The sequence below is a fragment of the Burkholderia singularis genome (genome assembly GCF_001718875.1).
Classification (GTDB): domain Bacteria; phylum Pseudomonadota; class Gammaproteobacteria; order Burkholderiales; family Burkholderiaceae; genus Burkholderia; species Burkholderia singularis.
The window spans coordinates 2,450,996-2,463,381 of the sequence record NZ_CP013448.1 but is presented as its reverse complement, the minus strand read 5'-3'; the positions used below and the strand labels follow the sequence as shown (position 1 = coordinate 2,463,381).

General features: G+C 67.4%; 11 protein-coding genes. 8 read left to right on the top strand and 3 right to left on the bottom strand.

Annotated features, from left to right (window positions below):
• Window positions 1-132: 132 nt before the first annotated feature.
• The 7 genes from AQ611_RS10850 (at window position 133) to AQ611_RS10815 (ending at window position 7,465) form a co-directional block, all read left to right on the top strand.
• Window positions 133-1,437 carry an MFS family transporter gene (locus tag AQ611_RS10850; protein WP_069234527.1) on the top strand — a complete coding sequence of 435 codons (1,305 nt, stop codon included), beginning with the start codon at window positions 133-135 and terminating at the stop codon, window positions 1,435-1,437.
• A 332-nt stretch (window positions 1,438-1,769) separates the two neighbouring features.
• Window positions 1,770-2,804, top strand: a complete 1,035-nt coding sequence (locus AQ611_RS10840; RefSeq protein ID WP_059518343.1) for an ABC transporter substrate-binding protein — start codon at window positions 1,770-1,772, stop codon at window positions 2,802-2,804.
• Between the two features lie 209 nt (window positions 2,805-3,013).
• Window positions 3,014-3,862, top strand: coding sequence for an ABC transporter ATP-binding protein (locus AQ611_RS10835; protein ID WP_069234525.1), 849 nt, complete (start codon window positions 3,014-3,016; stop codon window positions 3,860-3,862).
• Window positions 3,859-4,800 (top strand): ABC transporter permease, encoded by a 942-nt coding sequence (locus AQ611_RS10830; RefSeq protein WP_069234524.1) that lies wholly within the window; start codon window positions 3,859-3,861, stop codon window positions 4,798-4,800. Before AQ611_RS10835 ends, AQ611_RS10830 begins: the two co-directional genes overlap by 4 nt.
• A 192-nt stretch (window positions 4,801-4,992) precedes the next feature.
• Window positions 4,993-5,808: an ABC transporter substrate-binding protein gene (locus tag AQ611_RS10825; protein WP_059518338.1), complete on the top strand. Its 816-nt coding sequence runs from the start codon at window positions 4,993-4,995 to the stop codon at window positions 5,806-5,808.
• A 164-nt stretch (window positions 5,809-5,972) separates the two neighbouring features.
• Window positions 5,973-6,701, top strand: coding sequence for an amino acid ABC transporter permease (locus AQ611_RS10820; RefSeq protein ID WP_059518335.1), 729 nt, complete (start codon window positions 5,973-5,975; stop codon window positions 6,699-6,701).
• 2 nt (window positions 6,702-6,703) lie between these two features.
• Entirely contained in the window at window positions 6,704-7,465 is a 762-nt protein-coding gene (locus tag AQ611_RS10815; RefSeq protein ID WP_059518638.1) for an amino acid ABC transporter permease, read from the top strand.
• Here the strand turns inward: AQ611_RS10815 and AQ611_RS10810 are convergent.
• The 3 genes from AQ611_RS10810 to AQ611_RS10800 all read right to left on the bottom strand — a co-directional run bounded on the left by AQ611_RS10810 (window position 7,450) and on the right by AQ611_RS10800 (window position 11,067).
• Entirely contained in the window at window positions 7,450-8,886 is a 1,437-nt protein-coding gene (locus tag AQ611_RS10810) for a M23 family metallopeptidase (RefSeq protein WP_069235262.1), read from the bottom strand. The genes AQ611_RS10815 and AQ611_RS10810 overlap by 16 nt on opposite strands.
• 412 nt (window positions 8,887-9,298) lie before the next feature.
• Window positions 9,299-10,207, bottom strand: coding sequence for a hypothetical protein (locus AQ611_RS10805; protein ID WP_069234523.1), 909 nt, complete (start codon window positions 10,205-10,207; stop codon window positions 9,299-9,301).
• A gap of 194 nt (window positions 10,208-10,401) precedes the next feature.
• Complete coding sequence (locus tag AQ611_RS10800; protein WP_069234522.1) at window positions 10,402-11,067, bottom strand: TetR family transcriptional regulator; 666 nt, start codon at window positions 11,065-11,067, stop codon at window positions 10,402-10,404.
• 149 nt (window positions 11,068-11,216) lie between these two features.
• Here AQ611_RS10800 and AQ611_RS10795 point away from each other — a divergent pair, with 149 nt between their 5' ends.
• Window positions 11,217-12,386, top strand: a complete 1,170-nt coding sequence (locus AQ611_RS10795; protein WP_069234521.1) for a MexX/AxyX family multidrug efflux RND transporter periplasmic adaptor subunit — start codon at window positions 11,217-11,219, stop codon at window positions 12,384-12,386.

The following is a 12,386-nucleotide window of genomic DNA, read 5'->3' as shown; positions in this document are numbered from 1 at the left end:
TACATTCAGCCAACTTACATTTCGTTAAAATCGCAGCGCGCGACGCTGGAACCGGTATCACCGGCGCGTTCGGCCGGGCCGATGCGTCGATCGCCGGCAATTCGAGAAAATTTCAACCCGCAGAGACCACCCATGAATGATCGACTCGACCATGCCGCCGTCGCGCGGTCCGACGTGCGGCGACGCGTTTTCGCGATCGTTGGCGCATCGTCGGGCAATCTCGTCGAATGGTTTGATTTTTACGTCTACTCGTTTTGCGCACTGTACTTCGCGCCGGCGTTCTTCCCGAGCGGCAATGCGACGACGCAGCTTTTGAACACGGCGGGCGTGTTCGCGGCGGGGTTTCTGATGCGGCCGATCGGCGGCTGGCTGTTCGGCCGGATTGCCGACAAGCACGGCCGCCGTACCGCGATGATGATCTCGGTGCTGATGATGTGCGGCGGCTCGCTCGTGATCGCGGCATTGCCGACCTATGCGCAGATCGGCGCGCTCGCGCCGGTCCTGCTGCTTGTCGCCCGGTTGTTCCAGGGGCTGTCCGTGGGCGGCGAGTACGGCACGAGCGCGACTTACATGAGCGAGGTCGCGCTCAAGGGGCGGCGTGGCTTTTTCGCGTCGTTTCAGTACGTGACGCTGATCGGCGGCCAGCTCTGCGCGCTTCTTGTGCTCGTGATTCTGCAGCAGGTGCTGTCCAGCGCCGAACTCAAGGCGTGGGGCTGGCGGATTCCGTTTGTCGCTGGCGCGGCGGCCGCGCTGATTTCGCTGTATCTGCGCAAGTCGCTCGACGAGACGTCGACTCAAGCGTCGCGCAAGGCGAAGGACGCGGGCACGATCCGCGGCGTCTGGCAGCACAAGGGCGCTTTCCTGACCGTGGTGGGCTTCACCGCCGGCGGCTCGCTGCTTTTCTATACGTTCACGACGTATATGCAGAAGTACCTCGTCAATACGGCGGGCATGCACGCGAAAACGGCGAGCAACGTGATGACCGCGGCGCTGTTCGTCTACATGCTGATGCAACCCGTGTTCGGCGCGCTGTCGGACAGGATCGGACGCCGCACGTCGATGATCCTGTTCGGCGCGGGCTCGATGATCTGCACCGTCCCGCTGATGCACGCGCTCGGCGGCGTGACGAGCCCGTATGCGGCATTCGGGCTCGTGATCGTCGCGCTCGCGATCGTCAGTTTCTATACGTCGATCAGCGGCCTCATCAAGGCCGAGATGTTCCCGCCCGAAGTGCGGGCGATGGGCGTGGGCCTGTCGTATGCGGTCGCGAACGCGGCCTTCGGCGGCACGGCGGAGTATGTCGCGCTGTGGTTCAAGTCGGTCGGCAGCGAATCGATGTTCTACTGGTATGTTACGGTGCTGGCGGCGATCTCGCTCGTGGTGTCGTACCGGATGCGCGATCCGGGCAAGGAAGGGTATTTGCGCAACGAACCGTGACGCCCACGCGCGGCCGCCGCCGGGCGAACGCTCATGCGGTCGGCAACGGCACGGGCGCGGTATGGCGCGCGCGAGGCGCGGACGGCCGTGTTTGAGCAGGATGCCGCGCCGCGCGGATGTGCGGCGTTTCACGCCGTTTGCGCCTTCACGTTTTCACATCACACGGCGTTTCGCTTTCAGCGCGAAACGCCGTTTTTTTCAGACGCGCTGCTTTGAGCGCTTGCCCGCCGTTATCGCCCCAGCCGATAAGCGTAGCGAATTTGCTTCGTTGACCCGCACGCCGCGCCGCCACTAGATTCGCTGTCTCGACAGCATGGCTTGGGGGGGATGGCATGGCACGGATCGCTTTTTTTTCCGCGCGGCGCGCGTTCGCGGCCGCGCTCGTTGCCGCGCTAGCGGCGGGATCATGGCTGGCCGCGCCGGCGGCTCGTGCCGAAGGTCGCATCCGGATCGCCGAGCAGTTCGGCATCGTCTATCTGTTGCTGAACGTCGCGCGCGATCAGCATTTGATCGAGCAGGCCGGGCGTGCCGAGGGGATTTCGATCGACGTCGACTGGGTCAGGCTGTCGGGCGGCGCGGCGATCAACGATGCGCTGCTGTCGGGCTCGATCGACATCGCGGGTGCGGGTGTCGGGCCGCTTTTGACGATCTGGGACCGCACGCGCGGCAAGCAGAATGTGAAGGGCGTCGCGTCGCTCGGCAACCTGCCGTACTACCTCGTCAGCAACCAGCCGCGCGTGAAGACGATCGCGGATTTCACCGATCGCGACCGCATCGCGGTGCCGGCGGTCACGGTATCGGTGCAATCGCGCGTGCTGCAATTCGCGGCCGCGCAGCGCTGGGGCGATCGCGAATACAACCGGCTCGACAAGCTGACGCAAGCGATACCGCATCCCGACGCGACGGCGGCGATCATCGCGGGCGGCACCGAGATTAGCGCGCATTTCGGCAATCCGCCGTTTCAGGAACAGGAACTCGCGGGCAATCCGAACGCGCACGTCGTGCTGAGTTCCTACGACGTGCTGGGCGGCCCGAGTTCCGCGACGGTGCTGTATGCGACCGAACGTTTCCGGCGCGACAATCCGAAGACTTACCGCGCGTTCGTCGCCGCGCTCGAGCAGGCCGCGCGCTACGTCCAGGCGAATCCGGACGGCGCGGTGGATGCGTACCGGCGCGTGAACCAAACGAACGCGGACCGCGCGCTGCTGCTGAAGATCGTGAAGAATCCGCAGGTGCAGTTCAAGGTCGCGCCGCAGAACACGTTCGCGCTCGCGGCATTCATGCACCGGGTGGGGGCGATCCGCAACGAGCCCAAGACCTGGCGCGATTATTTTTTCGACGATCCCGCGACGGCGCAGGGCAGTTGAGCGGCACGCATGCGCCGTGCGCGCAATGCTGCGCGGACGATATCGATATCGGAAATGCTTCGTTGTGCGCAATGGCGGCGGGTTTTATTCTGAACCCGTAGTTCGTGTGACACCTCCTTGACTGGGATTCTCGCCCGCTCGCGCAGCGGGCATTTTTTTGCGCGACGCGCGGGCGATCGATTCCGGCGGACTTCGATGGAGTGCAATGCATGGCGGCGCAAGCGCCCCTCCTGTTGCCGCAGTTGGGCGGCGCGACAAGCAGCAAGCTGCTCGCGGTCGATCGCGTGACGCTCGAATATCGCAGCCGCGAGCGCGTCGTGCGCGCGACGCAGCACGTGAGTTTCGACGTCTATGAAGCGGACCGTTTCGTGCTGCTCGGCCCGTCCGGTTGCGGCAAATCGACGTTGCTCAAGGCGATCGCGGGCTTCATCGCGCCCGTCGAGGGCACGATCGCGCTCGCGGGCGAGCCGGTGCGCGGCCCCGGTGCCGATCGCATCGTCGTATTCCAGGAGTTCGATCAGTTGCCGCCGTGGAAAACGGTGCACGAGAATATCGCGTTCGCATTGCGCGCGGCGAGGAAGCTGCCGCGCGGCGAAGCGGCGCGGCGCGCGGGCGAGGCGCTCGAAAAGGTCGGGCTGTCGGCATTCGCCGATGCGTATCCGCATACGCTGTCGGGCGGAATGAAGCAGCGGGTCGCCATCGCGCGCGCGCTCGCATTGGAGCCGCGCGTGCTGTTGATGGACGAGCCGTTTGCCGCGCTCGATGCATTGACGCGGCGGCGCATGCAGCAGGAGCTGTTGCGCTTGTGGGACGGTGCGCGCTTCACGTTGCTGTTCGTCACGCATTCGATCGACGAGGCGCTTGTGGTCGGCAATCGGATTTTGTTGCTGTCGCCGCATCCGGGGCGCGTGCGCGCGGAACTCAACAGTCATCATTTCGACGACGGCAGCGTCGGCCGTGCGGATTTTCAGCAAGCGGCGAACCGGATTCATCGGTTGCTGTTCGGCGACGGCGATGGCGACGACGCCCGCGAGACCAGGGCCGGAGTCCGCGCATGAGCGCCAGGCCGCTACCACCCGTGCGGCGCGAATATGAGATCGCGCTCGATGAAACCGTGCCGGCGCCGGCCGATGCGGCCGGCGCGGTTCGCGATGCCGCGTCGCACGCGGGCGGGCGCCGCGCGCAGCCGCCCGCGCTCGGCGCCCGCCGTTCGGCGCTCCGCCGCCTGAGCGACGCCGGCTGGCTGCGCAAGACGGCGATTGCCATCGTCTTGATCGCGCTGTGGGAAATCGCCGCGCGCATGCTCGACAACGATCTGCTGCTGCCGACGTTCAGCGCGACGGCACTCGCATTCGTGCAAGGCGTCGCGAGCGGCGAGCTGCCGGCGAAGATCGCGGTGTCGCTGTCGGTGCTGCTGCGCGGCTATGCGCTGGGTGTCGGCTGCGCTTTCGTGCTGACCGCGCTGGCGGTGTCGACGCGTCTTGGCCGCGATCTGCTGACGATGCTGACCGCGATGTTCAATCCGCTGCCGTCGATCGCGCTGCTGCCGCTCGCGCTGCTGTGGTTCGGCCTCGGCAGCGGCAGTCTGCTGTTCGTGCTCGTCCACGCGGTGCTCTGGCCGCTCGCGCTCAACACGTTCGCCGGCTTCCAGGCCGTGCCCGCGACGCTGCGCATGGTCGGGCGCAACTACGGGCTGACGGGGCTGCGCCACGTCGTCGCGATCCTGATTCCGGCCGCGCTGCCGTCGATTCTCGCGGGCCTGCGCGTCGGCTGGGCGTTTGCGTGGCGCACGCTGATCGCGGCCGAGCTGGTGTTCGGCGCGAACGCGGGCGGCGGCGGCCTCGGCTGGTACATCTTCCAGAACCGCAATGAGCTTTATACCGATCGTGTGTTCGCCGGGCTCGCCGCGGTGATCGTGATCGGTCTGCTGGCCGAGCACGGCGTGTTCGACCTGCTCGAGCGCGTGACGGTCCGGCGCTGGGGCGCGCAGCATTGAGCGTGACGCGCGGGCGCGTCATAGCAGAAATATTGCTGAGTACAGCAGCATTTATTGGTTCGAAAAGGGTGCATGCACTGTTACGGTGACGGGCTCGCAGCGGCGACGCCGCTGCGCCGATTCCCGGGCCGATGCGCGTCGCGCGCCGGCCCGACGGATAAACCACAAGGCTCCACCAGAGAGATTGCACCAATGAAACTCAAGACACTCGCTACCTGGCTCGTCGGCTGCTCGCTGATCGCGGCTCATGCCGCCGCACACGCGGACCGTCTGGACGACATCAAGAAAGCCGGCGTGCTGCGCGTCGCGACGTTCGACAGCAACCCGCCGTTCGGTTTCGTCGATCCGAAGACGAACCAGATCGTCGGCCTGGACGTGGACTACGCACAGGCGCTGGCCGACAAGCTCGGCGTCAAGCTGAAGCTGCAGCCGACCAATCCCGCGAATCGCATTCCGTTCCTCACGTCGGGCAAGGTCGATCTCGTGCTCGCGAATTTCACGATCACCGACGAGCGTGCGAAGCAGATCGACTTCAGCATTCCGTACTTCGCGTCCGGCACGCAGTTCATTTCGAAGAAGGGCGTGCTGAAATCGCCGGATCAACTGAACGCGCTGCGTATCGGCGCGGACAAGGGCACGACGAACGAGATCGTCGTGCGCGAGAAGTATCCGAAGGCAACGATCGTCGCATACGACGACACGCCGTTCGCGTTCGCCGCGCTGCGCGCGGGCAACGTGCAGGCGATCACGCAGGACGGCCCGAAGCTGATCGGCTTGCTGGCGAACGTGCCGGATAGGCAGAACTATGAAGTGTCGTCGTTCGCGATTTCGAGCGACTACATGGGCGTGGGCATTCCGAAGGGCGAGACGCGGCTCGTCGCGTTCGTCAACGAGACGCTCAAGGGGCTCGAATCGAGCGGGCGAGCGGCGCGGATTTACGACGCGTGGTTCGGCCCGGCCACCAAGACGCCGCTCGCGCGCATCTTCAAAATCGGCGACAAGACTTGATCCGGATCTGGCGTTCGGCCGGGACGTTCGATCCCGGCATCCGCTCCGGCGTTTGATCGACGATGCGTGCTCATGCACGCCATGCGGCGGCGCGCCATATGCATGCGCGCCGCGGCGCTTGCGAATGAACCGACGGCCGCTTCCCGGCGGCCCATGCAAACGAAATGGATGGCTGGCTCGCTCCGAAGTATTTGATGTGGCTGTGGCAAGGCTTTCTGCTGACGCTGGGTTTGTCGCTCGCGGCGGCCGTGGCCGCGACGCTCGCGGGCTTTGCGCTCGCGCTCGCGCGCGATGCGACGGCCGCGCTGCCAAGGCGCATCGTCGCGGCGTACATTGTTGCGTTTCGTAACACGCCGCTCGTCGTGCAACTGCTGTTTTGGTATTTCGGCGTGGCGTCGCTGCTGCCGGAGCACGCGATGGCGTGGCTCAACGCGCGGCATGCATGGACGTGGGGCGGCGTCACGCTCGTGCAGTGGCCGTCGTTCGAATTCGTCGCCGGCTGGATCGGACTGAGCCTCTATACCAGCGCGTTCGTCGCCGAGGAGTTTCAGGCGGGCATTCGCGGCGTGCCGCAGGGGCAGCGTGACGCGGCGAGCGCGCTTGGGCTCACGCCGCAGCAGACGTTTCGCTTCGTCGTGCTGCCGCAGGCGGTGCGCATCGCGTTGCCGCCGCTGTTTGGCCAATACATGAATCTGATCAAGAATTCGTCGTTGACGATGGCGATCGGCGTCGCGGAGCTGTCATATGCGTCGCGGCAGGTCGAAACCGAGACGTTCCAGACCTTCGCCGCGTTCGGCGTGGCGAGCGTGCTGTACATCGCGGCGGTCGCGGCCGTCGAGGCGCTCGCGCAATGGAGCGTCATGCGGCGCGAGCGCGCATTCACGGGGCGCTGACGATGGACTGGTCGATACTCTTCGACAATCTTCCGTATCTGCTGATCGGCGCGTTTCCCGACGGCCCGCTCGGCGGCGCCGCACTGTCGCTCGTGCTGGCGATCGCGTCGGCGCTCGCGTCGGCCGTGCTCGGCGTCGCGCTTGGCGTGGCGCTCGCGCTGTCGAGCGGCGCGGTGCGCGGCGCGCTCGTCGTCGTGATCGGATTTTTCCGGGCGATTCCGGTGCTGATGCTGATCTTCTGGACGTACTTTCTGCTGCCGGTGCTGCTGCATGCGGATGTGCCGGGGCTCGCGGCCGTGGTGAGCGCGCTGTCGCTGATCGGCGGCGCTTATCTTGCGCATTCGGTGCATGCCGGCATTCGCGCCGCGGGAGCCGGGCAATGGCAGGCGGGCCTGTCGCTCGGGCTCACGCGCTGGCAAACGGTTCGTTACGTGCTGTTGCCGCAGGCGGTGCGGATCATGACGCCGTCGTTCGTCAATCAGTGGGTGTCGCTCGTGAAGGACACATCGCTTGCGTATATCGTCGGCGTGCCGGAGCTGTCGTTCGTCGCGACGCAGATCAACAACCGGCTGATGGTGTATCCCGCGCAGATTTTCTTCTTCGTCGGCGTCATTTATCTGGTGCTCTGCACGACACTGGATTTCGCGGCGACACGGCTGCTCGCGCGCCGCCGCGAGCAGCCGGCCGCACCGGAGCGTCCGGCCGCGGCAAGTGCCGCCGCATCCGATGCGCGCGCTTCATGGCAACGTCACGACGCTGCGTAATGCGCGGCGAAGATCGCGCGCAGCGTCGATGTGCCGGGCGCGCCGGTCGTGCCGATCGCGAAAGCGGACCACAGCGGCGCGTCGACACGCGCAAGCCCGGGTTGCCGCGTATCGCTCGCCGCGAGCCGCAGGCGCGTTTCGCTTGCCACGCGCCGGAACGCGTCGAGCTGCATCGCCGATAGCGTGTGCTGCGCGTTCGCGAGCGCGACAAGCGGGTCGACCGGCTGATCGTCGATGCGGACCTCAAAGTGCAGGTGCGGGCCCGTGGCCGCGCCCGTCGAGCCCACCGCGCCGATCCGTTGCCCCTGGACGACGGGCATGCCGACCTCGAGCCCAGGCGCGAACGCCGACAGGTGCGCGTAATAGGTCGACGTCCGATCCGGATGGTCGATCACGACGTATTTGCCGTAGCCTTCGGGATCGGTGCCGATGAACGACACGACGCCGGCGCCCGCTGCATCGACGGGCGCGCCGGCCGGCGCGACGAGATCGACGCCGGTGTGCATCTGCCATTCCTGGCTGATCGGATGAATGCGCTCGCCGAAGTACGAACTGATGCGGGTGCTGACGACGGGCTCGACAAGCGACGGCGCATCGAGCGGCTGGCCGTCGAATGCGTAGTACGCGCCTGCTGTCGCGCCTGGCGGCTTGAACCAGAGCACGCCGAATGAGCGGCCCGCGACGCGCAGATCGAGCGCGACCACGCGTGGCCGGTGCGGCGCGGCCGCATCGGACGCCTCGGCCGCGGCCGGGGCTGCCGCGTCCGGCGCGGAATCGAATGCGATCCGGTAATAGTCGCCTGGCTGCGCGCTCGCATGCGCTTTCACGCGATTCATGACCAGATCGCCGATCTGGATGCGCACTTCAGGCGGCAGATCGATCTGGTTCAGCGTATCGGCGAACGATTGCTCGATCGCGCCGGTGCGCACGCCGCTCGTGGCTGGCGCAAAGGCTGGCGCGGCGAGGGAGAACGCGCCGGTGTCGTAGCCGAGGAGTTCGTTGCGGTGTTCGGCGAGCGGGGCGAAAAGGCCCGGCCGCGCCGCGCCGGACGGCGCGAAACCGGCGCCGGCCGGCAGCGCGCCGCTCAGCAGGTCGGGCCACGCGGCACTCGTCTGAGCGCCGGCTGGCGCCGCGCGTTGATCGACGATCTGCTCCAGCTCGGCCGTCACATAGCGCTGCGCGCTCGGGAACGGCGCATCGGCGAGCACGCGCTGCGGCGCGCGCGCGGCATCACGCGTGGACGCCGCGGGCGGCTTCGACACCGCCGGCAGCGTGGCGATGCCGAACGCGATCAGCGCGCCGAGCGCACTGGCGGCGGACAACTTGCGCTTGAATGCGGGCGAGCGCGGCAGCGAAGCCGACGATCCGGCGGCGTGCGCGGTTTGGTCGGCGGAAACGGTATGCAAGGATGGCTTGGCCAAAAGAATCCACATCCTTTAAAAATGCGTGGTTCGATCGAATAGGGGGTGGGCATGCGGCTGCGGACAGACTCGCGCCAGGCGAGCCGGCAGTGCAAGGCGTTCAACGTAACGGGGCACGATCCTCGTGATCGTGCCCCGTTACGTCCCGTTCGGCCCAGCGACGCGGATCGGGTCCGCTCCGAACGGTGACTCGGTTCCGGAGGGTTGAAACCCGCCGGGTGAATCGACGCCGTACTGAGTGACAGTATGATGCGCGCAATTGTTCCTGAAGGCGGGCGATTTTGTCCGGGTGTGGAACTTGGCGCGCATTCGATGCGCCGCGCCGTTCCGTTCGAAAGGGCCGCGCGGGCGGCGGCAGGCGTCGGCTGCCGCCGCCCGCCCGCTGGTGAGCCGGATGAACCGCCTTACCGGCTTACCGTCCTCCTTCGCGCAGACCGGGTTTGCCGCCGCGCGGTGGCGATGCGTCGGTGCCGAGCCCCAGCCGCGCGGCGAAGTCCGCGTAGCGCGGATCGGACCGCGCGCGCCATTGAACCGTCTGGACAAATCGCGCGGAGACGGGCTCCGGGGGCCGCGCTGTACGCCTGAGCCGCCGGATCAAGTTCGTCTCCTGCGGCACGCCCGCCAGATCCGCTGCCTCGGCCGCTTCAAAGCCGTGTTGCTGGAAGAACAGCGCCTGTTGGAATCCCTCTGTGCGAGGCGGGGCCGGGACGTCGATGCCCGCGATCGCTGCTGCATGGCCCGCGCTCACGCCAAGCCGATGAAGACGCTCAAAATAGGGCCAGCCGGGCTCGTCCGGCAACGCCGACAATCCCGCCGCGTGGGCGGCGGGCTTCGGCCGGATGCCGGCGCTCAAGAGCCGGTTCAGATAAGCGCCGTCCCATTCTCCCGGCAAACGCCCGAGGTGAACGGACGCGCCGCGCATACGGGCCGGCAGCGCGTCGAGATCGCCTGTTTCGTAATCGCCGATCAACGTGAGTTTCTTGGGGCGGCTGAAATGCCCGCTCGACAACAATTGCTGCAACTCCGTGCGGCCCGTGATCAGCAGCGCCGCGTTGTTTTCGGCGGCCTGTTTCAACCGGGAGTGAGCGACGCGCATGCTTTTGCGCCCGTCCGGGCCGGCGTGGTCGGCGATTTTCGTCAGGATTTCTGCCGGAAGATCCATGATCTGTCTGGCGCTCGGGCGGGAAAGCTTCGCGTCGCTCGGCGGCGCCGTCGGCTGCGCCGGGCGAGACGCGGGCGCGGGCGCGCCGCGCGCGATCCCGGCGGGCGGCGGAGCGCACGCAGGCGCAAGTGCGGGCGGGCAGAGTGCGGATGGTTTCATGCGGGCCTCGAATTCGGACGATGCACGATACGCGCGCCGATGCCCGCTGCGGGCCGCCCGGGCGAAAAAGGGCGGCCCGGCGCGAAATGACGCGGCCCGCTTGGCGGCGCATCGGCTTGGGGCTGTGCTTGGGCTTGAACGCGGGCTCGGGGCAGAGCCTGAGCCTCGGCCCGCCCGCCATTGTGTCGCCTCCGTCAGTCCGCGCACGCGTGCCGAAGCGGCGCATCGGCGTTGCGCAGCCGCAGCGCGGCGGACGTGCGCAACGTATCGATGCCCGCGTCGAGCATCGCGTCGGCGTCGTGCCAGCGATCGCCGCGCAGACGGGTGGTCCAGATCATCGAGCCGAAGATGCCTTCGAGCAGCGACAGAAAATACACGCCGGCGAGATGGATATCGAGTGCGGCATCGAGTTCGCCCGACGCGACCGCGCGCCGCAACAGGGCCTTGGCGATCCTGAGCGTTTGCAGCTCGTACAGCGCGCGCCGGCGCAGCACCGGCGCGTTTTCGTCGCTTTGCTCGCACTTCAGGTAGAGGATTTCGAGCACGCGCTGCATCGAGCCGGGCTCGCCGCACTGATGCAGATAGTGCGATGCGGCCAGGCGCAGCGTGTGCAGCGCGGGCCGCTCGTCGGACAACTCGAAGCCCGCGACCGCGCGCGAGAACGCCCGGTCGCACATCGCGACGCACACCTCGATCTTGTTCTTGAAATGCCCGTATATCGCACCGCGCGACATGCCGGCTGCTTCCGCGAAATCGGCCATCGCGGTTTGTCCGATCCCTTTTTCAAGCAGCACGAGTTCGGCGGCGTCGAGAATCCGGTGCTTCGTGTTCAGTGATTCTTCACGCGTTTTGCGGGCCATGTGGGTCGATTCTCCCTGGTTTTCGAATGGTTGTCGCTTTCTTACGACAGGCTGTCAATCAGGAGTATTTAATCAATCGTGACTGATTATAATCGATCGCCCTAACCGACTCCTATTCACGCGGGGTCGAAAGAATCATGAGGAAAACAATGACAGACCGACGGGCGCGCACGCGCCGAATCTGGCTGGCGCTCGCCGTCGCGGCGCTGAGCGCCGGCTGCGGCAAACACGAAGGCGGCGACGCGGCTGCGCCGCGCGAGGCGGTCGTGGTGACGGTCGCCAAGACGCCGGTGCCGCTGACGGTCGAGTTGCCGGGCCGGCTCGACGCGTACCGGCAGGCCGAAGTGCGGGCGCGGGTGGCGGGCATCGTCACGGCGCGAACCTACGAAGAGGGGCAAGAGGTCAAGCGCGGCGCCGTGCTGTTCAGGATCGATCCCGCGCCGTTCAAGGCGGCGCGCGACGCGGCGGCCGGCGCGCTCGAGAAGGCGCAGGCCGCGTATCTCGCCGCGCAGGACAAGCGCCGCCGCTACGACGATCTGGTGCGCGACCGGGCGGTCAGCGAGCGCGACCATACCGAGGCGCTCGCCGACGAGCGGCAGGCGCGAGCCGCCGTCGCGTCCGCGCGCGCCGAGCTGGCGCGCGCGCAGTTGCAGCTCGGCTACGCGAGCGTCACCGCGCCGATCGACGGCCGCGCGCGCCGCGCGCTCGTCACGGAGGGCGCGCTCGTCGGCCAGGATCAGGCCACGCCGCTCACGACCGTCGAGCAGCTCGACCCGATTTACGTGAACTTCTCACAGCCGGCCGCCGAGGTCGAGGCGCTGCGGCGCGCGGTGAAAAGCGGCCGCGCGGCGGGCATCGCGCAGCAGGACGTCGAGGTGACGCTGATCCGCCCGGACGGCAGCGTGTACGAGCGCAAGGGCAAGTTGCTGTTCGCGGATCTCGCGGTCGATCCGTCCACCGACACGGTCGCGATGCGCGCGCTTTTCCCGAACCCCGAGCGTGAATTGCTGCCGGGCGCGTATGTGCGCCTCGCGCTCGATCGCGCGATCGAGCGCGAGGCGGTGCTCGTGCCGCGCGACGCGCTGCTGCGCACGGCCGACGGCGCGAGCGTCAAGGTCGTCGACGCAAACGGCAAGGTGCGCGACGTGGCGGTCGACGCGTCGCGAATGAAGGGCGGCGACTGGATCGTCACGCGCGGGCTGGCCGGCGGCGAGCGCGTCGTCGTGAGCGACGCCGCGCAATTCGACGCGGGCGCGAGCGTGAAGGCGATCGAGCGTGCCGCCGCCGCGCGGCCGGCTTCGGCGCCGCGCTCAATCTGA